The sequence below is a fragment of the Chitinophaga niabensis genome (assembly GCF_900129465.1).
Lineage (GTDB): Bacteria > Bacteroidota > Bacteroidia > Chitinophagales > Chitinophagaceae > Chitinophaga > Chitinophaga niabensis.
This window is the reverse complement of sequence record NZ_FSRA01000001.1, coordinates 3,990,433-4,013,236: the sequence shown is the minus strand read 5'-3', so window position 1 is coordinate 4,013,236 and position 22,804 is coordinate 3,990,433. Positions and strand designations below refer to the sequence as shown.

At 45.7% G+C, this 22,804-nt stretch carries 20 protein-coding genes and 3 tRNA genes; 11 read left to right on the top strand and 12 right to left on the bottom strand.

Annotated features, from left to right (window positions below):
- The first annotated feature begins 60 nt into the window (after nucleotides 1–60).
- The 4 genes from BUR42_RS16050 (at nucleotide 61) to BUR42_RS16035 (ending at nucleotide 4,431) form a co-directional block, all read left to right on the top strand.
- Nucleotides 61–831, top strand: coding sequence for an AMP nucleosidase (locus BUR42_RS16050; protein ID WP_074240189.1), 771 nt, complete (start codon nucleotides 61–63; stop codon nucleotides 829–831).
- Nucleotides 828–2,555, top strand: coding sequence for an ABC transporter ATP-binding protein (locus tag BUR42_RS16045; protein ID WP_074240188.1), 1,728 nt, complete (start codon nucleotides 828–830; stop codon nucleotides 2,553–2,555). The genes BUR42_RS16050 and BUR42_RS16045 overlap by 4 nt, the downstream gene beginning before the upstream one ends.
- 68 nt (nucleotides 2,556–2,623) lie before the next feature.
- Complete coding sequence (gene queA, locus BUR42_RS16040; RefSeq protein ID WP_074240187.1) at nucleotides 2,624–3,673, top strand: tRNA preQ1(34) S-adenosylmethionine ribosyltransferase-isomerase QueA; 1,050 nt, start codon at nucleotides 2,624–2,626, stop codon at nucleotides 3,671–3,673.
- A 77-nt stretch (nucleotides 3,674–3,750) separates the two neighbouring features.
- Nucleotides 3,751–4,431, top strand: a complete 681-nt coding sequence (locus BUR42_RS16035; RefSeq protein ID WP_074240186.1) for a 2-C-methyl-D-erythritol 4-phosphate cytidylyltransferase — start codon at nucleotides 3,751–3,753, stop codon at nucleotides 4,429–4,431.
- Here the strand turns inward: BUR42_RS16035 and BUR42_RS16030 are convergent.
- From BUR42_RS16030 to BUR42_RS16020, 3 genes are read right to left on the bottom strand one after another with little or no spacing between them, the layout of a single operon-like run.
- On the bottom strand, nucleotides 4,419–4,763 hold the full coding sequence (locus BUR42_RS16030; RefSeq protein ID WP_143197463.1) for a hypothetical protein: 345 nt from the start codon (nucleotides 4,761–4,763) through the stop codon (nucleotides 4,419–4,421). The genes BUR42_RS16035 and BUR42_RS16030 overlap by 13 nt on opposite strands.
- Nucleotides 4,760–5,140, bottom strand: a complete 381-nt coding sequence (locus BUR42_RS16025; protein WP_074240184.1) for a hypothetical protein — start codon at nucleotides 5,138–5,140, stop codon at nucleotides 4,760–4,762. The genes BUR42_RS16030 and BUR42_RS16025 overlap by 4 nt, the downstream gene beginning before the upstream one ends.
- 54 nt (nucleotides 5,141–5,194) lie before the next feature.
- Nucleotides 5,195–6,166 carry a Gfo/Idh/MocA family protein gene (locus tag BUR42_RS16020; protein ID WP_074240183.1) on the bottom strand — a complete coding sequence of 324 codons (972 nt, stop codon included), beginning with the start codon at nucleotides 6,164–6,166 and terminating at the stop codon, nucleotides 5,195–5,197.
- Nucleotides 6,167–6,300: 134 nt separating this feature from the next.
- On the opposite strand from BUR42_RS16020, the gene BUR42_RS16015 reads away from it, so the two are divergent.
- Complete coding sequence (locus tag BUR42_RS16015) at nucleotides 6,301–8,277, top strand: T9SS type B sorting domain-containing protein (protein ID WP_234979685.1); 1,977 nt, start codon at nucleotides 6,301–6,303, stop codon at nucleotides 8,275–8,277.
- Here the strand turns inward: BUR42_RS16015 and radC are convergent, their stop codons facing one another.
- Complete coding sequence (radC, locus tag BUR42_RS16010) at nucleotides 8,278–9,024, bottom strand: RadC family protein (protein ID WP_084185602.1); 747 nt, start codon at nucleotides 9,022–9,024, stop codon at nucleotides 8,278–8,280.
- A 140-nt stretch (nucleotides 9,025–9,164) separates the two neighbouring features.
- On the opposite strand from radC, the gene BUR42_RS16005 reads away from it, so the two are divergent.
- The 4 genes from BUR42_RS16005 to BUR42_RS15990 all read left to right on the top strand — a co-directional run bounded on the left by BUR42_RS16005 (nucleotide 9,165) and on the right by BUR42_RS15990 (nucleotide 12,231).
- Nucleotides 9,165–10,115, top strand: coding sequence for a ribose-phosphate pyrophosphokinase (locus BUR42_RS16005; RefSeq protein ID WP_074240181.1), 951 nt, complete (start codon nucleotides 9,165–9,167; stop codon nucleotides 10,113–10,115).
- Nucleotides 10,116–10,151: 36 nt separating this feature from the next.
- Nucleotides 10,152–10,742 (top strand): 50S ribosomal protein L25, encoded by a 591-nt coding sequence (locus BUR42_RS16000; protein ID WP_074240180.1) that lies wholly within the window; start codon nucleotides 10,152–10,154, stop codon nucleotides 10,740–10,742.
- Nucleotides 10,743–10,850: 108 nt separating this feature from the next.
- Complete coding sequence (gene pth, locus BUR42_RS15995) at nucleotides 10,851–11,426, top strand: aminoacyl-tRNA hydrolase (protein WP_074240179.1); 576 nt, start codon at nucleotides 10,851–10,853, stop codon at nucleotides 11,424–11,426.
- A gap of 193 nt (nucleotides 11,427–11,619) precedes the next feature.
- Nucleotides 11,620–12,231, top strand: coding sequence for a fumarylacetoacetate hydrolase family protein (locus BUR42_RS15990; RefSeq protein ID WP_074240178.1), 612 nt, complete (start codon nucleotides 11,620–11,622; stop codon nucleotides 12,229–12,231).
- Nucleotides 12,232–12,311: 80 nt separating this feature from the next.
- Here BUR42_RS15990 and BUR42_RS15985 read toward each other — a convergent pair whose 3' ends face one another.
- On the bottom strand, nucleotides 12,312–12,770 hold the full coding sequence (locus BUR42_RS15985; RefSeq protein WP_074240177.1) for a MarR family winged helix-turn-helix transcriptional regulator: 459 nt from the start codon (nucleotides 12,768–12,770) through the stop codon (nucleotides 12,312–12,314).
- Nucleotides 12,771–12,826: 56 nt separating this feature from the next.
- Here BUR42_RS15985 and BUR42_RS15980 point away from each other — a divergent pair, with 56 nt between their 5' ends.
- The gene (locus BUR42_RS15980) at nucleotides 12,827–14,929 is read left to right on the top strand and encodes an alpha-ketoacid dehydrogenase subunit alpha/beta (protein ID WP_084185601.1); all 2,103 of its coding nucleotides are present in this window, start codon (nucleotides 12,827–12,829) and stop codon (nucleotides 14,927–14,929) included.
- Here the strand turns inward: BUR42_RS15980 and BUR42_RS15975 are convergent.
- Both BUR42_RS15975 and BUR42_RS15970 read right to left on the bottom strand, forming a co-directional pair.
- On the bottom strand, nucleotides 14,926–15,525 hold the full coding sequence (locus tag BUR42_RS15975) for a pentapeptide repeat-containing protein (protein WP_234979683.1): 600 nt from the start codon (nucleotides 15,523–15,525) through the stop codon (nucleotides 14,926–14,928). The genes BUR42_RS15980 and BUR42_RS15975 overlap by 4 nt on opposite strands.
- Entirely contained in the window at nucleotides 15,503–16,138 is a 636-nt protein-coding gene (locus BUR42_RS15970; RefSeq protein ID WP_074240175.1) for a GDSL-type esterase/lipase family protein, read from the bottom strand. Before BUR42_RS15970 ends, BUR42_RS15975 begins: the two co-directional genes overlap by 23 nt.
- A gap of 58 nt (nucleotides 16,139–16,196) precedes the next feature.
- On the opposite strand from BUR42_RS15970, the gene BUR42_RS15965 reads away from it, so the two are divergent.
- Complete coding sequence (locus tag BUR42_RS15965) at nucleotides 16,197–17,189, top strand: pectinesterase family protein (protein ID WP_074240174.1); 993 nt, start codon at nucleotides 16,197–16,199, stop codon at nucleotides 17,187–17,189.
- Here the strand turns inward: BUR42_RS15965 and BUR42_RS15960 are convergent.
- The 5 genes from BUR42_RS15960 to BUR42_RS15945 all read right to left on the bottom strand — a co-directional run bounded on the left by BUR42_RS15960 (nucleotide 17,143) and on the right by BUR42_RS15945 (nucleotide 22,740).
- Nucleotides 17,143–19,488, bottom strand: coding sequence for a PAS domain-containing hybrid sensor histidine kinase/response regulator (locus BUR42_RS15960; RefSeq protein WP_074240173.1), 2,346 nt, complete (start codon nucleotides 19,486–19,488; stop codon nucleotides 17,143–17,145). The two genes, BUR42_RS15965 and BUR42_RS15960, sit on opposite strands and share 47 nt — an antisense overlap.
- A 189-nt stretch (nucleotides 19,489–19,677) precedes the next feature.
- Nucleotides 19,678–19,762, bottom strand: a tRNA-Ser gene (locus BUR42_RS15955).
- Between the two features lie 88 nt (nucleotides 19,763–19,850).
- A tRNA-Ser gene (locus tag BUR42_RS29785) sits at nucleotides 19,851–19,935 on the bottom strand.
- A gap of 5 nt (nucleotides 19,936–19,940) precedes the next feature.
- A tRNA-Tyr gene (locus tag BUR42_RS15950) sits at nucleotides 19,941–20,026 on the bottom strand.
- 212 nt (nucleotides 20,027–20,238) lie between these two features.
- The gene (locus tag BUR42_RS15945) at nucleotides 20,239–22,740 is read right to left on the bottom strand and encodes a phosphocholine-specific phospholipase C (RefSeq protein ID WP_074240172.1); all 2,502 of its coding nucleotides are present in this window, start codon (nucleotides 22,738–22,740) and stop codon (nucleotides 20,239–20,241) included.
- Nucleotides 22,741–22,804: the final 64 nt, after the last annotated feature.

Below are 22,804 nucleotides of genomic sequence, written 5' to 3'. Positions count from 1 at the left end.
AAACTAGGGAATCGTGGCTGTTTCGGGAAAAAACATTACATTCATTTGTCAAAAAAAGCTATGAAGACGAAAGAAGAAATAGTAGCTAATTGGCTTCCCCGCTATACAGGAGAGAAGCTGGAGAACTTCGGCTCTCATATCCTCCTGACTAACTTTTCCAATTATGTGTCGATGTTTGCCAAAGAGCACAACGCGAAGGTTGTTGGAGTGGACAGGCCCATGCAGTGTTGTACAGCGGGAGATATCTCTATTATAAATTTTGGGATGGGAAGTCCGGGAGCAGCCACCGTGATGGACCTGCTGAGTGCTATCTCTCCCAAAGCCGTATTGTTCCTGGGTAAATGCGGGGGCTTGAAAAAGAAGAACAGTATTGGAGACCTGATCCTGCCCATTGCGGCCATCCGCGGAGAAGGTACCTCTAATGACTATTTTCCACCCGAAGTACCTGCCTTACCAGCCTTTGCCTTGCAGAAGGCCATATCTACCACCATCAGGGAATTAGGCTGCGATTACTGGACAGGCACCTGTTACAGCACCAACCGCCGGGTATGGGAACATGATGCTGAATTTAAAAAATACCTGGAAAAGGTCCGTGCCATGGCCATAGATATGGAAACGGCCACTATCTTTTCAGTAGGTTTTTATAACAAGATCCCTACCGGGGCATTACTCCTCGTTTCTGATTCTCCCATGGTACCGGAAGGTGTGAAAACAGAAGAAAGTGATAAAAAAGTGACCTCCGAATTTGTAGAAAGGCATTTAAGGGTGGGAATTGATTCCCTCCAAAACCTGATCAATAATCACCAGACCGTTAAACACCTCCTCTTTTGAGTGCAGCACCGCTAGTATCGCTCCAACATCTTACCGTTACCTTTAATACGGTTACTGCTGTTAAAGGTATTTCCCTGGATATTCAGCCGGGAGAAATTGTAGGTATCGTAGGAGAATCCGGCTCCGGGAAATCTGTTACAGCACTCAGCCTGATGAGATTAGTAGAGGGCGCTGTAAATGGAAATATTATTTACACAGCACCAGGCAAGGCGCCTGTTAACCTGTTAAGTCTAAGCCCTGCACAGATGCGCAGTTTCCGGGGTAGCGAAATAGCCATGATCTTCCAGGAACCCATGACTTCCCTGAACCCCCTGCATACCTGTGGAAACCAGGTAGCCGAAGCCATTTCCCTGCACAAAAGAATATCCAGGCAGCAAGCCCGTCAACAGGTGATCAGCCTGTTTGAAAAGGTACGGATCCCTGATCCTGAACTGGCTTTTGATAAATATCCCCATGAACTGTCCGGTGGCCAGAAGCAAAGAGTGATGATAGCGATGGCTATCAGTTGCGGCCCCCGTTTGCTGATAGCAGACGAGCCCACCACCGCTTTGGATGTAACCGTACAGAAAACCATCCTGGCCCTGCTGAAGGAACTTCAGCAGGAAATGGGCATGAGCGTAGTTTTCATCACACACGATCTGGGGGTGATCGCTGAGATCGCTTCCCGGGTAGCTGTAATGTATAAAGGGCAGATCGTAGAGGAAGGCCCTGTGGCTGAGATCTTCCATCATCCTCAACATCCCTACACCAAAGGTTTACTGGCCTGCCGCCCGCCATTGGAAAAACGGCTCCGCCGTTTACCCGTAGTGCGCGACTTTATGGAAATAGGCGAAGATGGCGGCCTGAAAGAAAAAGCTGCAGACGTTGGTGCTTTTGTTCAGGCCCTGGAACTCCCGGAAACAGAAATGCTGGCCAGGGAACAAATGCTGGCAACAAGGCCCCCTTTATTAAAAGTGGAAGGCCTGAGTACCTGGTTCCCCAAAAAGAGGAGCTTCCTGGGAAAAGTGGCCGGGTGGACGAAAGCTGTAGATAATGTAAGCTTTGAAGTGAGGGAAGGAGAAACACTCGGGCTGGTAGGAGAATCCGGTTGCGGGAAAACAACATTGAGCAGAACGCTTCTCCGGCTGATAGAACCAACCGGCGGAAGCATTTATTATAAAGGCCGGGACCTGAGGAGCTTGTCTCCCGGGGAAATGCGCGATATGCGAAAGCACATCCAGCTGATCTTCCAGGATCCCTACTCTTCCTTAAATCCGCGGATCACGGTAGGCCGTGCCATCCAGGAACCCATGAAAGTGCATGGGTTATATGAAAATGATGCCGCCCGGAAGGAAAAAGTGCTGGAGTTACTCGAAAAGGTGAACCTGCTGCCGGAGCATTACGACCGTTACCCACATGAATTTTCCGGAGGCCAGCGCCAGCGGATAGTGATTGCACGGGCATTAGCGCTCAACCCTGAATTCATTATCTGTGACGAATCTGTTTCCGCACTGGATGTGAGTGTTCAGGCCCAGGTACTCAATTTGCTGATGCAATTACAGCAGGAATTCAACTTCACTTATATATTTATCTCCCATAACCTTTCTGTGGTACACTTTATGAGCGACAGGATGATGGTGATGAATAAGGGGAAAATTGAGGAAATGGGGCCGGCAAGGCAGGTATATCATCATCCGGCCTCAGAATACACCCGCCATTTGATAGCGGCTATTCCCGGCAAATAGCAATTTATTTGAAACAATGCGTTATATTCAGTACCTTTGCACACTTTAAAATTCATTCATACCGTAATATGAAATTATCACAATTCAAGTTCGATCTTCCTTTAAATCTGATCGCACAGCATCCCACCAAGACAAGAGACGAGAGCCGCCTGATGGTTGTTAACCGTGCAACCGGCAAAATTGAGCACAAAGTTTTCAAGGACGTACTCGGGTATTTCAACGACAAAGACGTAATGGTAGTGAACAATACGAAAGTATTCCCTGCCAGGCTCTATGGCCGTAAAGAAAAGACCGGTGCTAAAATTGAAGTGTTCCTGCTCCGTGAATTGAACAAACTGAACCGTTTGTGGGATGTGATCGTGGATCCCGCCCGTAAGATCAGGGTAGGTAACAAACTCTATTTTGGAGATGACGAGAGCCTGGTTGCAGAAGTGATAGACAACACTACTTCCCGTGGCCGTACCATCCGCTTCCTCTTTGAAGGGAACGACGAGGAGTTCAAAGCCGTTCTGGACAGCCTGGGTGAAACACCACTGCCAAAGTACATCAAACGCAAACCCGAAGATGACGATAAAGAGCGTTATCAGACCGTTTACGCTAAGTATGAAGGAGCTGTTGCTGCACCAACCGCTGGTCTGCACTTCAGCCGTGAGCTGATCAAACGCCTGGAGATCAAAGGTGTTAAATTTGCAGAAGTAACCCTGCACACCGGGTTAGGTACATTCCGCCCTATTGAGGTAGAAGACCTGAGCAAACATAAAATGGATGCGGAATATTTCCACATCGATGAATATGCGGTGAAGATCGTGAACAAAGCAAAAGAAGAGAACCGCAAGATCTGCGCCATTGGTACCACTACCGTTAGAGCAGTAGAATCTTCCGTAACAGCACAGAACCATCTGAAAGCTGCAGAAGGCTGGACGAATACTTTCATCCATCCTCCTTACGATTTCTCTATTCCTAATGCGCTGGTAACCAACTTCCACCTGCCAAAAACCAGTCTGCTGATCATGGTTTGCGCCTTTGCCGGTTATGACCTGGTAATGGAAGCTTACCAACAGGCTATCAAAGAGAAGTACCGCTTTTTCAGCTATGGCGATGCAATGCTGATCATCTGATCCGTATCGCCAGGGATATTTGAAAAGGCAAATAGCTCGCTGCTGTTTGCCTTTTCTTTTTTAAATTCCGTTCTGTAATGTCGTCTCGTAGCAAAATTGCCATAATAGTGGCCGGAGGTTCCGGTCAGCGGATGGGCAGCACCGTACCCAAGCAATTCCTGGAATTGGCTGGAAAACCTGTACTGTATCATACCATCGCTGCATTTCTGGCAGCATATGAGGATATGCATATCATCCTCGTTTTACCGGAAGCACACAAAGCCAGTGTGGCAACCGTACTCACTGCATTTGACAGGCCACCTTCCATCACTTTGGTGGATGGGGGAGAAACCCGTTTCCACTCTGTGCTGAATGGTTTGAAACTGATAAAACAGGATGCAGTGATCTTTGTGCATGATGGTGTAAGGCCATTGGTAAGCCCTGCGTTGATCCGTACCTGTTATGAACAGGCCCTGGCCAAAGGCAGCGCTATTCCGGCCATTGCATTGAAAGACAGTATCCGGGAAGTAGATGATGAAGGAAATATGGCGGCAGACAGAACCCGTTTCAGGATCATCCAAACACCACAAACCTTTTTATCAGAAATATTGTTGCCCGCATTCGATCAACCCTACGACCCGCTGTTTACAGACGAAGCCACAGTAGTGGAAAGGTTTGGGGAAGAAGTGAACCTCGTGGAAGGCGAGGAGCAGAACATCAAGATCACAAAACCGCAGGACCTGGTGATAGCGGCGGCTTTTCTGCATCAGGGCTTATAAAAGCCCAGTGCTTTTGCCTTTTCAAGGTCTGCTGTATTGAATAATACTTTTACTATCCTGCCGGAAGGGCAATGGCAGGCATAACAGGTTGGCCCGCCATTTGAAACGGAGATAGTTATCTTTAACGGTGTGATGTTATTAGCCACCAACCAGTCATTGATTATTTTAGCATCGTTCCGGGGTACTTCCAGGATATTCACCCGCTGCATCCATGGATTAGCACATACTGTTTCTGTGAAATGAAGTTCGTTGGCCGGAACTGTATTACGTTTCTTGCAGGCAACACCTGCCAGCATCAACAGGCAAATAGCGATAGTTAGTGTGTGTTTCACTTATTATACTTTTCTAATGGACGATGAAATCCGAAGGGCCTTGATCTGTCTATATCTTCTTCTTTTTCAAATACAACTTCAACCATACGCCCGGTATAGCAGGTACAGGCTGCACAAACAGTAATGGGTGCCTTGCCTGTGATCTTTATCTGCGTAATTTCAAATCCGTTTGCCTGCAGCCACTCCTGCACTTTTGTTTTGAGTTGGGCTTCCGTTAAATTAATACCAGTCCAGGGATTAGAACATTGCGTTTCCCTGTAATGCATCTCAGTAGGAAGATAGGGATAGGGGGCCTCAGGAGGACCGTTCTTTTTCTTTTTACAGGCAAGGGCCGCCACCATGAGCAGGCATATAGCAATAGTAAAGGCTTGTTTCATATTGGGGGTGTTTAATATGAAACGGGGGCTAATATGAGAATGTTACATTGAATTTTACTCTGATTGCCCTTTTCCGATCTTTTGCAGGATCTGATGGGCTACTTCCAGCGCCTGGAAACCATCTATCACATTTACTTCAACCGGTTTATTTTCGAGGATGCTGTCCCGGAAGAATTCCAGTTCCATACGGATGGCGTTGGATTGTTTGATCTCCGGATTAGCAATGGCAATGGTTTTCTTACCGGCATTGGTTTCAATATCGAGGGTGAACAGCCCTTCATCCGCCGGGGTTTTCAATTTGATGATCTCTGTTTTCTTATCCAGGAAATCAATGCCGATGTAAGCATCTTTCTGGAAGAGGCGCATTTTGCGCATCTTTTTAAGGGAGATACGGCTGGAAGTAAGATTGGCCACACAGCCATTATGGAATTCTATACGTACGTTGGCGATATCAGGTGTATCGCTCATCACAGCTACGCCACTGGCTGAAATGCGGCTGATGCTGGATTTCACAATGCTCAGCACAATGTCGATATCATGGATCATCAGGTCCAGGATCACACTCACATCTGTTCCACGCGGATTGAATTCTGCGAGGCGATGCACTTCAATGAACATTGGTTTCAGATCATGGCCTTTCAGGGCCAGGAAAGCAGGGTTAAATCTTTCTACATGCCCTACCTGGAATTTTATATTAGCCTCTTCCACCAGTTTCACCAGTAGTTTGGCTTCTTCCATCGTATTGGTCATAGGCTTCTCCACAAAAACATGCTTTCCGTTGCGGATAGCCATTTCGCACAATTTAAAGTGCTGCGTGGTAGGTGCCACAATATCAATCGCATCAGAAGCAAGGATCAGTTCCTCTGCTGAAGTATAGCGTTTGAGATTATGTTGTGCTTGTACCCCTTCGGCATTGGCATCACTGGGATCAAAGTAACCTGTTACTTCCACATCCTTCATAGTGGCCAGCTGAGATAAATGGATCTTGCCTAAATGCCCTACACCGAACAAGCCTATTTTGAGCATGAGTTGTTTTTTTTAGAGAAAATTCCAGCAAATGTAACAAAAGAGGCCGTTATTGCTTTATATATTATCTATATATTGCTAGCTGTAATTCCATGCGTTTTCTAATCATATGCATAATACCCCTTTTATTTGCGGTGAACCGGACCCTGGGTCAGGGCTGTACGCCATTGGGGCAAACGCCACGCAGCGCTTTTCCTATTTGCGGAACTAAAGCACTGAAGCAGACTTCGGTGCCCGCATGTGCTGGAAGAGTGATCCGCCTCCCAACCTGCCCTCCAAACGTAGAATACAGGGATCTAAACCCCTTCTGGTATAAATTTACCTGCTATACTGCGGGTACACTTGGTTTTACGATCACGCCCAACGATGCCGGTGATGATTACGACTGGCAGCTTTTTGATGTTACCGGCAGGAATGTGGATGATGTGTATTCCAACACAAACCTGCAGGTAGGTGGTAACTGGAGTGCCATTGCAGGAGCAACAGGAGCCTCTGCAGCAGGCACAAAACCAATGGCCTGCGAAGGATTGAGTGAACCTAAATGGAGCAGCATGCCTACCTTGGTGGCAGGGCATCAGTATTTACTGATGGTAAGCCACTTTACATCTACCTCACAAAGTGGTTACGAATTAGCTTTTGGCGGAGGAACCGCTAATATTACAGATCCCTTGCCGGGAGCATTCCTTACTGCTAAATATCATTGCCTCAATAACCGGGTCGCTATCAAACTGAACAAAAAATTCCAATGTGCCACGCTTGCAGCAAATGGCAGTGAATTTGAGATAGTAGGTGCTGCCACCGCAAATGTAGTGAGCGCGGTGGGCGTGAATTGTACGGGAGGTTTTGATATGGATTCTGTTGTACTTACGCTGGACAGGCCTTTGCCCGGTGGAAATTACACCGTAAGGATCCGCAACGGCGCAGATGGCAATACATTGCTGGATGCTTGTGATAATCCCATTCAGGCTGGCAGAGAAGTACCATTCGTAATAGCCATTCCGCAGGCGGTGCCTTTTGACAGGATTGATCCCGTAGGCTGTGTGCCTACTAAGATTAAGGTCCGTTTGTCCGATCCGGTGCTTTGCAGTTCTATTGCTCCGAATGGCAGCGATTTTCAGCTAAGCGGAACAGGGCCCGCCGTTACAATTGTGCAAGCCAATACCTTTTGTGCCGGTCAGCTGACAGATAGTATAGAGCTGTCTCTCAGCGGCCCTGTTTACCTCGATGGTAATTACCGGATAGAACTGATCAGGGGAAGTGATGGTAACACCATGATCAGTGAATGTGGTGTACAAACGCCGCTGGGATATGTAGTGCCGTTCACAACAAAGGATACCGTAAATGCGTTGTTCAGTTACAGGATAAGCCTGGATTGTGTGTATGACACCATCTTTCTGCAACATGATGGTGCGCATGGTGCCAATGACTGGAAGTGGACCTTTGAAGATGGTTCCACTATGACCACACGCACACCAGAGAAAGTGTATACCGTGTTTGGACAGAAAACCGTAAAGTTGGAAGTCTCCAATGGTGTTTGTACAGATGATCATACAGAAACGATGTTGCTGAACAATACCCTGAAAGCCGAGTTCCTTGTGAATACGCCGGTTTTATGTCCGCTGGATATGGCTTCCTTCACCAACCAGAGTATTGGCAATATTGTATCCCATCGCTGGGATTTCAACTATGGGCCTGGTTCCAGGATGGTAGATCCGCAACCTTTCCGTTATCCGTTATCGGGGCGGGATCAGGTTTACCAGGTAAGGCTGATCGTGGAGGATGATCTGCAATGCACCGATACGGTTTTTCATTCCATTAAGGCTGTGGCCAGTTGCAGGGTGGCAGTACCCACTGCTTTCTCGCCTAACAACGATGGCATTAATGATTTCCTCTATCCGCTGAACGGGTATAAAACTGCGGACCTTGTGTTCCGTGTCTTTGGCCGGAACGGCCAGTTAGTATTTGAATCCCATAACTGGATGAATAAATGGGACGGTAAGATCAATGGATCTCCTGCGGGCATTGGCACTTATGCCTGGGTACTTGAATACACCAATACAGAATTGGGGAACCGGGTATTTCAGAAGGGTGTAACCACTTTGCTGCGCTGATCAGAGCATGCCATCTTCTTTAAAACTGAAGTGCCCTTCCGAGGAAACGATCACATGATCTAAAACCTCGATATCCAACAACTTGCCACCTGCTTTTAATTTATGCGTGATATTGACATCTGCATTACTGGGCCGCAGGCTCCCCGAGGGATGATTGTGGCATAACATGATGCGGGTGGCTTTCTGAAGCAATGCTTCCTGGAAGACCATGCGTGGATCTACGGTAGTGGAAGTAAGGCCGCCGGAACTGATACAGCTGTAATGGAGGAGCTTGTTGGCATGATTAAGATAGAGCACATAAAAAGTTTCATAGAACTGATCTTCGAGGAGCGGCCTTAGCAAAGAAGCCACATCATCTGCGCAGGTGATCACATTTTTTTTAGAGGGAAGCTGTGATTGTTTACGGCGGGAAAGTTCTAGGGAGGCCAGGATGGTAACGGCTTTTTTATAGCCTATGCCGTGAAACTTCGTCAGGTCTTCTACATTCATGGAGGAAAGGTCTGAGAGGTTATTGTTGCAGCTCAGCAATATTTCCTGTGCCAGTTCAATGGCAGACTGTTTTGTATTGCCACAATTGATAAGTATGGCTAATAACTCAGCCTGGCTTAACGACCGGGCCCCTTTTTTAACCAGTTTTTTCCTGGGTTGGTCATCTTCTGACCATTCATGGATGGGAGGCAATACACGTTTAGGCTTAGGCTCAAGGTAATTGCTGATACCAGGCAGAAATGTTGGGTTAACTATCATACAAAACCATTTCCCAAATATACAAATACTAATCTGGTTAGTAATTCCCCTCACTAACTTTTTTAGTATTAATTCTGTTTGATTTTTTTTCTGCATATCCCCATATAAAGTCATAGTTTTGCCACCTCTTTTCTTGAACCATGAATCCATCAGTAAAAATCTTTACGGGAAATAGTAATCCCGCTCTGGCAGAGCGTATCGCCTCCAGGTATGGCAATGGCATCGGCAAGATCAACATCCAGAAGTTCAGCGACGGCGAATTTCAACCGGTGTTCCTTGAAAGCATTCGTGGCCATTATGTTTTCCTGGTACAAAGCACCTGTGCCCCCACGGAGAACATTATGGAACTGTTGCTGATGATCGATGCTGCCAAACGAGCTTCCGCAGGGTATATTACAGCCGTGATCCCATATTTTGGGTTTGCCAGGCAGGACAGGAAAGATAAACCCCGGGTAGCCATAGGATCGAAGCTGATCGCCAACCTGCTCACTGCCGCAGGAGCTAACAGGGTGATAACCATGGACTTACATGCTCCTCAGATCCAGGGTTTCTTTGATATCCCGGTGGATCACCTGGATAGCTCAGCTATTTTTATTCCCTATATAGAGAATCTAAAGCTGGAAAACCTTACCTTTGCGTCCCCTGACGTGGGTTCTACCACCCGGGTGCGTGAAGTGGCCAGCTATTTCAATGCTGAAATGGTGATCTGCGACAAGCATCGTAAACGGGCAAATGAAATTGCGTCTATGGTGGTGATCGGTGATGTAACTAACAGGGATATTGTGTTGATAGATGATATCTGTGATACCGCAGGCACCCTCACTAAATCAGCCGCTTTGCTGATGGAAAAAGGAGCAAGGAGCGTAAGAGCATTTTGTACGCACCCTGTATTCAGTGGTAAGGCTTACGAAAACATTGAAAACTCTGTGCTGGACGAACTGGTGGTATGCGATACCATTCCGTTAAAACAACACAGCAGCAAAGTGAAAGTGATCAGTGTAGCCGATCTGTTTGCAGTAGCTATCAGGAACATGCACGAGAATAAGTCTATCACAAGCTTATTTGTACACAGCCAGCGTAAGATGCAATAACAACGAGTTTTTTATCATTTATATAAAAGTTAAACAATGAAAACAATAACCATCGAAGGACAACTCAGGAGCGAATTCGGCAAACAAGCCACCCGCTTACTTCGTTCTGAGCAACAAGTGCCTTGCGTTATTTACGGGGGTGCAGAAACAGTTAGCTTTTCAGCTCCTGTCACTGCTTTCAAAACACTGGTGTATACACCTGACTTCCAGATCGCTGAGGTGAAACTGGGCGGTAAATCTTATCGTTGCATTTTGAAAGATCTGCAATTTGATACAGTAACAGACGAGTTGATCCACGTTGACTTCCTGGAACTGGTAGATGATAAGAAGGTAGTAGCAACCATGCCATTGAAATTTACAGGTTCTTCCATCGGTGTAAAGAGCGGTGGTAAACTGGTAGTGAAAATGAAATCACTGAAAGTGAAGGCTTTGCCTAAACACCTGCGTGAAAATCTGGAAGTGGATATCACTGAGCTGGACCTGAATGCAAACATCCGCGTACAGGATGTAAAAGCAGAAGGTATCGAGATCATGAACTCTCCCCGTATCCCTGTTGCATCCGTGGTAATGACACGTCAGCTGAAACAAGAAGAAGCTGAAGCAGCAAAGGATGCCAAGAAAAAATAAATTGGCAAAATAATTATATTAGAAAGCCCGGCGTAATATCAGCCGGGCTTTTTATTTTTGGCATCCCGATCAATATATTGTTGTTGACAGGGATCAATTACCAGGTATATGAAATATCTCATTGTTGGATTAGGAAACATTGGAGCGGATTATCATCATACCCGCCACAATATCGGCTTCGATGTTGCGGATGCCCTTGCCCAAAAACATAACGTGGTGTTTAAAAGCGACCGGTTGGCGGATGTGGCAGAAGTTAAATGGAAAGGAAGGGTAATAGTGGTTATAAAACCAACTACTTATATGAACCTGAGTGGCAGGGCTGTAAAGTATTGGCTGGACAAAGAAAAGATCCCCGTAGAAAACATGCTGGTGATCCTGGACGATCTGGCATTACCACTGGAATCTATCCGTTTACGCCCCGGCGGCAGCGATGCCGGGCATAATGGCCTTACAAGTATCCAGGAGTCCATTGCTACCAATCAGTATCCCCGGCTGCGCTTTGGTATAGGAAACAATTTCCCCAAAGGCAGGCAGGTAGATTACGTTTTGGGAAGGTGGTCTGCCCAGGAAGAACCCGTGGTTTTGCAGAAGATCGATAAGTGTGTGGAAATTGTTGAAAGTTTTGCTACCATTGGTTTACAACGATGTATGAACAATTATAACAACCTTACTTTTCCATTATAGAAGTAAATTGTATATTTCATGCCTGAAAGGTACCCCTACCTTAACCGCTATAGGTCATGATCCGTGTACCACTGATCGTTATATAATTCAGAATTGCACCTGCTAATTGGAATTATAGTGCGCACAGTGGGCAATGTATTGTGGACTATGGGTCAAACCATAGGCTTTATTAACCTTACAAAATACACGCATTATGAAAATTATCTGCGTTGGAAGAAACTATGCCAAACATGCAGAAGAATTGAAGAACGAAGTGCCCTCCGATCCCGTGATTTTCATGAAACCAAAGAATGCCCTGCTGCAAAACAACCATCCTTTCTATTATCCGGAATTTACGGATAACCTTCACTATGAATGTGAGCTGGTGTTGCGGATTTCGAAGAACGGGAAGCACATTCAGGAGCGGTTCGCCTCAAAGTACTATGATAGTATTTCTGTAGGCATCGACTTCACGGCGAGAGATTTGCAGGAGAAGCAAAAGGCCAAAGGCCTTCCCTGGGAAATTGCAAAGTCGTTCGATAATTCCGCTGTGGTTGGAAAGTTCATTCCATTGAAAGAGGACACAGATCTGAAAGACATCAATTTTTGTCTTTACAAGAACAAGGAAATTGTACAGCAAGGCAACACGAAGGACCTGTTATTTTCTTTCGACAAATTGATTGCGTATATCTCACGATTCTTTACCCTGAATATCGGAGATCTTGTGTTTACCGGAACACCTGAAGGCGTAGGGCCTGTTCAGATCGGTGATGGCCTGGAGGCTTTCATTGAAGATGATAGCCTGCTGGAATTCCAGGTGAAGTAGGTAAGGAGTAAAAAGAAAAAATTATAAAGTAAAAAGGATGCGTGTCTGCTTAAGCTTAAGCGTTTTTAGTCTTTTTCGTATTAATTTTTTCCTTTTTTACTTTCTTCCGGAATGTTGCTGTAGATCACATCGAGGATCCTCGTTAACTCCGAATAATCTGCCTCCGTTAGATTCTTCCACCCCGTTTTACGCATTTCCAGTACCAAAGGTCTCACATCTTTGTACTTATTCACACCAGCCGGCGTAAGCTGAACAAATACCTTCCTGCGGTCGTCTGTAGACCCCTGCCTTTCCACCAGCTCCTTTTTCACCAATAGCTCAATGATCCGGGAAACCGTCGTAATGTCCTTTGAGGTTAATCGGGCTAACTCATTGTGTGTGATACGCTTATGCTTATAAAGGTTCTCAATCAGCAGCCATTGGTCTACCGTAATGTCCTTATTCAGCGCATCAAAGCTCTTTTGCCAATAGTTACGTATTTTTTTCAGGGTTGCATCCAGCTTAAAAAAAGATGGATTACTTACAAAAGTATCGTGCATATTATTTAATTTGCATTAGCAATAGTTGGTGTAGCAACTAATAATGCTAATTTGCCATGTCATCACACCAAAACAGTTTTACTGTGCTTAAAGATAGTATAAGCAATCCGACTTTGGAAGCCACCATTACTCACCACGAGCAGGATACGGCATTTCAGGCACTGCTACTGAAGGCATACCGCATGATGTGCCTGGCCAGGAATATGGCAGAAAAGTATGAAGCCAACCGCCCTATCTGCAAGTACGTACATTCCACCTCCTCTGGCCACGAAGCCATCCAGATAGCTGCAGGCCTGCTCCTGAAGCCATGGGATTATGTAAGCCCCTATTATCGGGACGATAGCATGATGCTGGCCATGGGTTTCTCCCCATATACCCTTATGCTGCAATTACTGGCAAAAGGAGAGGATGCCTTTAGTGCCGGCCGTTCCTATTATTGCCATCCCAGCAGCAACCAGCCTGGCAAACCCATGATCCCGCATCAAAGCAGTGCCACCGGTATGCAGGTAATTCCCACCACCGGTATGGCCCAGGGTATTCAATACCTGGAAAGCGTTGGCCTGATGGATACACCGGAAAGCCCCGTGGTACTTTGCTCCCTTGGCGATGGCAGTGTAACGGAAGGAGAAGTAAGCGAAGCCTTCCAGTTTGCCGTATTAAAAGGCCTGCCTGTGATCTATCTCGTGCAGGATAATGAATGGGGCATTTCTGTAAGTTCCGGAGAAGCAAGGGCCATGGATGCCTTTGAATATGCTGCCGGTTTCAAAGGTTTGGAAAGGATAAGGGTAGATGGAAGTGATTTTGAAGCGAGCTATCATGCCATGGAATCTGCCATGCTCTATGTGAGAACAGAAAGGAAACCCGTATTGGTACATGCTACCACTCCTTTGCTGGGGCATCATACCTCAGGTGTCAGAAAAGAATGGTACCGCAGCACCGAAGATCTCAGCAAACACCAGGTGCGTGATCCCCTGCCCCGTCTTAAACAATTACTGGAGCCGGCAGTGGCGCTGAAAATAGAAGAAGAAGCAAAGCAACGCATAGATGCAGAATTTGAAGCTGCCTGCAATAGTCCGGAACCTGATATTACTACCGTTGCGGATCATGTATTTGCACCCATGCCCATTACAGAAGAATCAGGTGAAAGAGTACCTGCCAATGGAAGCAAGGTAGTAATGGTAGATGCCGCGTTACATGCCATTGAAGAGATCATGCATGCTTATCCGGAAGCGATCCTTTTCGGACAGGATGTAGGCCGCCGTTTAGGAGGTGTATTCAGAGAAGCAGCCACGCTGGCGGAAAAATTCGGAGACCACCGCGTTTACAATACAGCCATACAGGAAGCCTATATTATCGGCAGTACCGCAGGCCTTTCAGCAGTAGGCGTAAAACCCATTGTGGAAGTACAGTTTGCTGATTATATCTATCCCGGTTTTAATCAACTGGTAAGTGAAATATCCAAGAGTTGTTACCTCACTGCAGGTAAGTTTCCGATCCAAACACTCATTCGTGTGCCTATCGGAGCTTATGGAGGAGGAGGCCCTTATCACTCCGGAAGTGTGGAGTCAACTTTGCTGAGCATCAAAGGGATCAAGATCGCTTATCCTTCCAATGCAGCAGACCTGAAAGGTTTGATGAAAGCCGCTTTCCTGGATCCCAACCCCGTTGTGATGCTGGAACATAAAGGACTCTACTGGAGTAAAGTACCCGGTACCCTCGAAGCAATGACTATCGAACCCGCCGCAGATTACATCCTCCCATTGGGGAAAGGCCGTATAGTGCTGGAAGGAGAGGGGATGTGTATCATCACTTACGGGATGGGGGTCTATTGGGCAAAAGCCGCCGCCGCATCTTATCCCGGCAAAGTGGAGATCATTGATCTGCGCACACTATATCCGCTGGATGAAGAACTGATCTTTGCCACCGTGCGTAAACATGGTAAATGTTTGGTGTTAACAGAAGAACAGCTGAATAACTCATTCGCTGAAAGCCTCGCCGGCCGCATTTCCTTAGCATGCTTCCGCTCGCTGGATGCCCCTGTAATGACGATGGGTGCAATGGACCTTCCGGCGGTGCCTTTGAATATGGCACTTGAAAAAGAGATGTTGCCGAATGCAGAAAAAGTGGGAATAAAGATTGAGGAGTTGTTGCGGTATTAGGGTTCAATCTCAATATCATATTTATCCAAAAGCCCGGCTATCCCCATTTGGGAAAAACGGGCTTTCTTTATTTTATTCATCTCCGGATCAATCGAATAATTATAAGCAGTCAGGAAATTAGCCTTTTCAAGGATAACACTTTGAAAAGTAGCCAGCGCCAGATCACAATTATCAAAAGTAGCCTCGCTCAGATCACAGGAAGTAAAGTCCACCTCACGGAGCGTGGAATTTTTAAAGAGAACCTTTTTCAGTTTGGTATTGTAAAAAGAAGAATGATCCAGGATGCAGTTCTCAAATTCAACAGCAAAGCGGAAAGGGTTACAGTTCCCAAATTGCATCCCCAGCATTTTGCTGTCTTTGAATTTGATATCCCTGAAAGCCGTCTTTACAAGATTAGCCATGTTTAAATTACAGCCCGAAAAACTACAATCGGAAAAACTACTACCGGAGAGATCAGCATTGGAAAGATCGCAGTTAATAAAACTGCATTCCTCATATTCACCCCTGGGAAACGGGCTTTGAGAGAAATCGATCTTCTCGAATGTTTTTTCTACTTCGTATACTTCTTCCATATTATAATGATTTAATCTGCTCATACAGCCTTTTAGCCATAATACCCGAACCCTCTTCTTCAGGATGTATCTTATCCGGCATCAGCTGAGGTTTATCCTTCAACAAACTATGCATATCCACAACCTCTTTCCCCGAATTTAACCCCACCTGCCGTATCATTGGAATGATGTCCCTCACGATCACCGGATCCCAGATCCCTGTAGTATCCGTTACAAAAGACACTACAGGCAAGAGTAAAATGATCCTCGGGTGTGAAGAGAATGATTTGATCAATGTATCGTAATCGGAAACAAACTCAGCATAACGTGATCTGTTCACCAATTTACTATCATTTCCGCCAAGGTCGATGATAACAATATCCGGCTTACTTGCCAATGCCTGTTGATATGCCCCGGTTTTATGATAAGGTGCGTTACCATTACGTAGTAATGTAGTACCGCTTACACCAAAGTTGCTCACTTTATAAGCAGCCCCCAGTAAAGTTTGTAATTGCCCCGGGAACGAAAAATGCTCAGGATCTTTGATCCTTGCTCCATAAGTAATACTGGCACCAATACAGGCAACTTTTATCGTATCCTGGCAGAAAGCAGAGAAACAGATAAAACATAAACCAACAATAAGGAATGCTCGCTTCATGGGTACCTAAGGTATATAATAAATTGCTTAAATTTGAAAGGACCCATACCTCAAAAGCATGAAATCCATTTTATTCCTCATTCTGTTATCTCCACTATGCTTAAGGGCGCAGCAGATCATTGTAGACGTGAATGGCACAGGAAATTTCAAAACCATACAGGAAGCCGTGAACTCCATCCGCGACCTTTCACAGCAACAGGTAAAGATCTATATAAAGAAGGGCATCTATCATGAAAAGATAGTGGTCCCTTCCTGGAAAACCAATATTGCATTCATAGGAGAAGATAAAGACAGTACCATTATCACCCATGATGATTTTTCCGGAAAACCAGGGCCGGAAGGGAAGTTTAGCACTTTTACCTCTTACACGGTACTCGTACAGGGAAATGATTTCAGTGCGGAGAATATCACCATTCAAAACACTGCCGGCAGGGTAGGCCAGGGCGTAGCTTTACATGTGGAAGGAGACCGCGCTGTTATAAAGAACTGTAAACTACTGGGCAACCAGGATACTTTGTATGCAGGAAAAGAAAACAGCAGGCAGTATTACCATAACTGCCACATCGAAGGCACCACCGATTTTATTTTTGGTGAAGCAACCGTTGTTTTCCAGGACTGTACCATCAAAAGCATGGTGAATTCCTTTATTACAGCTGCCGCTACCTCACCAAGGCAGCCATTCGGTTTTGTACTAATGAATTGCAAACTGATAGCAGACACTGCCGCAAAAAGAGTTTATTTAGGAAGACCATGGCGCCCCTATGCCCGTACTGTGTTCATTCATTGTGAATTAGGCGCTCATATTGTACCCGCAGGCTGGGATCCCTGGGCTGGTGATGCAAGGTTCCCGGATAAAGAGAAAACAACTTATTATGCAGAATACGGAAATACAGGGCCGGGGGCTTCTGTAAAAGAGCGTGTTCCCTGGTCAAATCAATTGACTGCGGCGGAAGTGAAGAAATACACCGTTAAGAACATCCTGGAGGGTTCCGATAACTGGAACCCTACGATATCTTCAACTTCATCACCTGTGCAATCTTCAGTAAAGTAGCCAGCATCTCCTTAGGGAAGAATGGTTTATTGAGAATATCGAACACCCCCTTCTGCGCAAATTTCCTTCTTACTTCCGGCATAATATCTGCCGTAAAAATAACGATGTGTACATCTTTGTATTCGTTCCGTATGATATCAGCCAGAGCGTAACCGTCCATTTCAGGCATATGGAGGTCCAGCAGGGCAATATCATATTTATTCTTTTGCAAAAGTTCAAGCGCCTCTGTTCCGCTTAATGCGCAATCCGGCTGTATCCCAAAGTATTCCAGCTGCCTTTTTGCCACGAGTATATTAATAGGATTGTCTTCTACAAAGATCAGGCGGATGTCTTTGAATTTCTTTGCATAGCTGGTGATCTCCGGCAGGTCTTCCCGTTTAGCCGGCCTGTTCTTTTTGGTGGGCAGGTCAAAAACGAGGTCGAAGTAGAATTCAGTTCCTACACCCGGTTCACTTTGCAGGAAGATCTGGCTGTTATGTAAGGTGATCAGTTTTTGCGTGATGGCGAGCCCAAGCCCGGTGCCAGCCTGTTTCCTGGCAGTGGACTGTTGTACCTGCCGGAAACTTTCAAACACTGTTTCCAGGTGTTCTTTCGGAATACCGATGCCCGTATCTTTTACAGAGAAACGAACCGTCACTTTTTCCGTTTGCTTTTTTACGAGTTCCAGGCTGATGCTCACCTGTCCTTTTTCCGTATACTTTATAGCATTGCTGAGCAGGTTATTCAAGATCTGGTTCAGGCGTGTAACATCTGCTATGATCTTCCTGGGGATGTTGTCGTCAATAGTGCCTACGAGGGAAAGGCCCTTGATGTCTGCCAGGGATTTGAACTGGTTCTGGATATTCCGGATCTGTTCGTGGAGGTTCACAACGGAATAGTTCAGTTCGAACTGCTCTCTTTCTATTTTATTGAGATCGAGGATATCATTCACCAGTTGTAACAGGTGATCTGCAGAGAAGAGGAGGTTGTGAATGTATTCTTCCTGTTCAGGGATATAGTTTAGCTTGAGGAGATTGGCAATGCCGATGATACCGTTCAGCGGTGTCCTTATCTCATGGCTCATGATAGAAAGGAAATCAGATTTGGCCTTTGCCGCATCTTCTGCGGAGTTCTTGGCATGGATCAATTCCAGCTCACTTTCCTTATCACGGGTGATGTCCATCAACGCACCCCGGAGCATGACCACCTTATTGTAATCTGAAAAAACGGGAGCGCCGATTGCACGGATCCATTTTTTATTATTTTTTGCAGTGATGATCCTCAGTTCAATATCATAAGATCTGCCCTGAAGGATAGCCGCATCAAAATATGTTTTCATTATCTCACGATCTTCATCCGCGAGAAAAGTGTTGGTATTATCGAGGGTAGGAACGAATGTTTCGTCCAGGTCGTAGATGAGGTAGGTATGCTTTGTCCAGAAGATCTCCCCTGTTTGTAAATTGTATTCCCAACCTCCGGTGCTGCTGAGTTCCTGGCTAACATCCAGCAGCTGGTTACTCAGTTCAAGCCTGGCCCTGGTTTCCTGCAGGGATAGTTCGGCTTGCTTTTCAGCAGTAACATCCTGGATGCTCAGCACTAACAGGTATTGCGAAGGATCTGGATCTTTAATGACCGGTTTGATCCTGGCTTTGAACCATTGGTCTTTGGAATCATCCAGGTGTTTATAAGTGATGTCGTTTGCTTCACCCGTTTCCAGTACTTTTTGGAGTGCTTCTGCGAACATTCCCGCCTGGGGACCTAATACGTCCTGTAGCTTTTTACCCAGGAACTCCTTCTTAGGCATGAACAGCACTTTTTCATCGTGTACCCATACGTTCTTGAAGATCATATTGCCGTCTACCTCAAATACAATATCTTCCATGGACATAATGAGTGCCTGCAAATGGGTGCTTAGTTCCATCTGCCTGTTCTCACTGATCTTTTCTTCCGTAATGTCCTGAACATATCCTACGAGGTAGCGGCTATTGTCCTCTTCATCCGTAACAGAGCGAATATTGGCTTTGCAATAGAGCAGGCCTGTTTTGGGATGTTTGACCCGGAAATAAAAAACGAGGGTGGTATGTGGTGTTGTTACAGACTTCCTGATAATATTTTCAACAGTTGGCAGATCTTCCTCCAGGATGATCTTTAACCAGCCGTTGCCTTGAGATTTGCCGGAACTGAGACCTGTCATTTTCTCCCATTCCTCGTTCACAAAGAAACAGTTCCCGTCTACGTCTGTCAGAAAAGCACCAATCGGGGCAAGTTGTAAGGCTTTTTGGATATGGATTTCCTCTCCATAATGTTGGTCCGTTTTCATCGGAAAGGGCGATTTTAAATATGGCTACTAATGTTTTAACTGAATATAGCGCTTTTTGACAGATCATCAGTAATCCTAACTTAAAATATCCTAAATAGGGGACGGGAATACTTGAGATAGGCTTGACATAGGCTCAAGATAGGGTATAGGAATGTGCAAAGCCCCTTGGAAGGGGGCTTTTGCGACAGGAGGAAGATAAAGGATTCGAACCTTTGCCGGTTTTCACCGCCGTCAGTTTTCAAGACTGCGCCATTACCAACTCTGGCAATCTTCCAGATAAGAGATCATGACAGGAATCGAACCTGCGTTAAATTAGTTTTGCAGACTAATCCCGGCATCAACATTGGGTACATGATCGAATGCGGAGGACAATGGAATCGAACCATCACCGGATAGCCGGAACACCTTAGCAGGGTGCCGCAACAAACCAACATTTGCCTATCCTCCAATTGTGGGTGATATAGGATTCGAACCTATGATGTTTCTGATGTATTGGATTTACAGTCCAACGCTACTCCACCATCGTAGCCGATCACCCATATGCCTGAAAACAAAAACGCCTCTCAGTATAAAACCAAGAGGCGTTCGAAATCCTTTATTCAAGTAATCACACGACCTCCCGGTTGCTATAGCAGCAACTCAGCGACAAAAGGCAATATGATATAGTATGTTTCATGATGAGGCAAAGATAAGAGGATTACAACCGAGCATCCAAGCCGGAAATGATGAAACTGTTTGGTCATTTACCAATCAACCACGCCCGATCAGCGGATCACTAAACCCTTCTTCCCCATTTTCCACTCTCCCCGCATAACGTTTCTCAAAAGCGTTAAACCCATTCACCTTTATACTGAAATCATACCAGTTATGGTTCTTCCCCAGCTCCAGGAAAATATCCTTGGAACTGTTCTTCCCAATGATATGCTGCACATCCGCTTGCTTATAACCATTATCCTTCACCGTTAGCTTCAGCGGTTCAGCAGAAGTATTGCGGACCTTAATAACAAGCCCGCCACTCTTGTCTCGAACATACTCACAGCTTACTTCCATAGCAGGATCTTGTGCATTACCGGTGAACTCTCTGTAGAACCCATTAGGCCCATGTAAACGAAGATGGTATTTATTTTCAGCAAATTGTTCAACCGGCCAGCTGTATTCCAGCTTATCACCGGCTTTCACAGCAAAATCCCAGTTCCGGAAACCTTCACCTGCAAATGCAACAGGAGAATACACCCTGAAAGGGGAGCCGGCTGAGGCAGCACCAAAGATCTGGTTACCTGCAGACATAGAAAGATCAAAGCTCTTAGTGGAAGGATTCCATTTACCTTCTGCATACAGTTCATAAGGCAAAGCACAGGATGGCCGAACACCCGGTTCCTGTTTTGCCAGTGGATTGGCGGTAGAAGGTTGTTTGATCATCGCATCGATCTCACGGGAAGAGAATTTCTTAAACCCGGAAGGCTCAGGTTTAAACTGTGCGTTATGAATAGTTTCTATGAACTTTTCTTTCTGAAGGAAAGGAAGGTCTGATTTGGCACCGTCGAACGGTGTGAATGCTGAGGTGAGGTTACCGCAGATCGTACGTCTCCATTGACTGATATTATCGAGGTGGATTTTCTTTGAGAATTTTTTATTCACGAATTCTTCCAGGAACTGTAAGGTAGAGGTGTGATCAAAGATCTGCGAGTTCACTTTACCACCGCGGCTCCAGGGAGATGCAATCATCAGCGGTACCCTGAAACCCAGCCCGATGGGAGCTTCGCGGGCCTGCTTTTTCTCTATGCCCTGTGCCAGTTCGTTCGCTAATCTTACATGTTCTACTTCTGTATCAATGCCGGGAGAAACTTTACCTGTACCAGGTTTGTTCTCGTCAGGGATAGAGAAAGGAACAAAGTGATCGAAGTAACCATCGTTCTCATCGTATGTTACAATGAAAATGGTTTTTTTCCATACTTCAGGATTGCTGGTGAGGATGTCCATGATCTCAGAAACATACAATGCACCATACCATGGAGCGCTGGGGTGATCTGAGAACTTCTGTGGTCCTGCAATCCAGGATACAGTAGGCAATTTATTTTCTTTAGTGTCCTTCCGTAACTGATAGAGCACATCACCTGCAGGCACCGTCATTTCACGTGGTGTTCCGTTATCATCATATTTTAAGTTAGTGATGGAACGGTAACCGGGATCACCGGAATTGATCACGAATGCACTGCGATAAAGTTCTTTTTGTTTAGGCGTTAACTTCTCATAGCTTTCTTTATTCCACTTCGCCATTTCGGCTATGGCATTATCCAGTACTTCCTGCTTTTTGGCGATATCTGTTTTGATCTTTTTGGCAGCTGCTTCTGAAGAAGGAGATGCTTCCTGCAATTTGTTGATCTCATCTGGCAGTGTGTCTATCTGCTTTTGCAGGTTGGTTACATATCTTTCATTAAACTTCACATTATAAGCGGCGAAGAATTCCAGCAGGTTACAACCGAAGTTGGCTAACCAGGAACGTTCGTCTCCTGTATAACCGCCACCCGCGCTAATATCGTTCTGGTAGAATTTCCATTTGATATCGTTCTCGGTGAGCAATTCGGGGAAGGTTTTCCAGCCCAGTTTACCGTAGCTGTAATCCGTATTGCGGATGTTTGCTTTGGTCAGTCCTTCTTCTTTACTGTTGATCTGGCCTGTCCAGAAGAACGAACGGTTCGGTGTGGTGCTGGTCATGGCAGAGCAGAAATTCTGGTCGCATACCGTAAAAGCATCTGCCAGTGCGAAGTTGAACGGAATGTCCTCACGGGTATAATATCCCATGGTTAAGGGGATATGATCAAATTGTTTATTACCTGGTTTTTTGGCGATCAGCCATTTATCATATTTACCACCGTTGTGTGCATCTACCTGGCTGGCCCTGGAATGGGGCAATGCGCCCATCCAGGTTACCTTGGTATCCTTGATGTCCAATCGGAAAGGAGAGTAGGTTTCATCTTTTGCATTGGTCTGCAGCCATACAGGTTTGCCATCCGGTAAGGTCACTGCGCGGGGATCATTAAAACCTCTTACACCCTTTAGGGTACCAAAGCAGTGATCAAAGGAGCGGTTTTCCTGCATGAGGATCACTACATGTTCCGCATCCAGGAAAGTACTACCCGGCCGGGGATCTATTGCCATGGCCCTTTGTATGGAAGCTGGCAAAATAGAAGAAACGCCGGCAGCCCCGGATAATAACATAGATTTCTTTAGAAACTCTCTTCTGTTATCCATTGTAAACGTGATATTTTCTGATAAATGGTTCCGTATCAGGCACTAAATTATAAATTATGTTGGG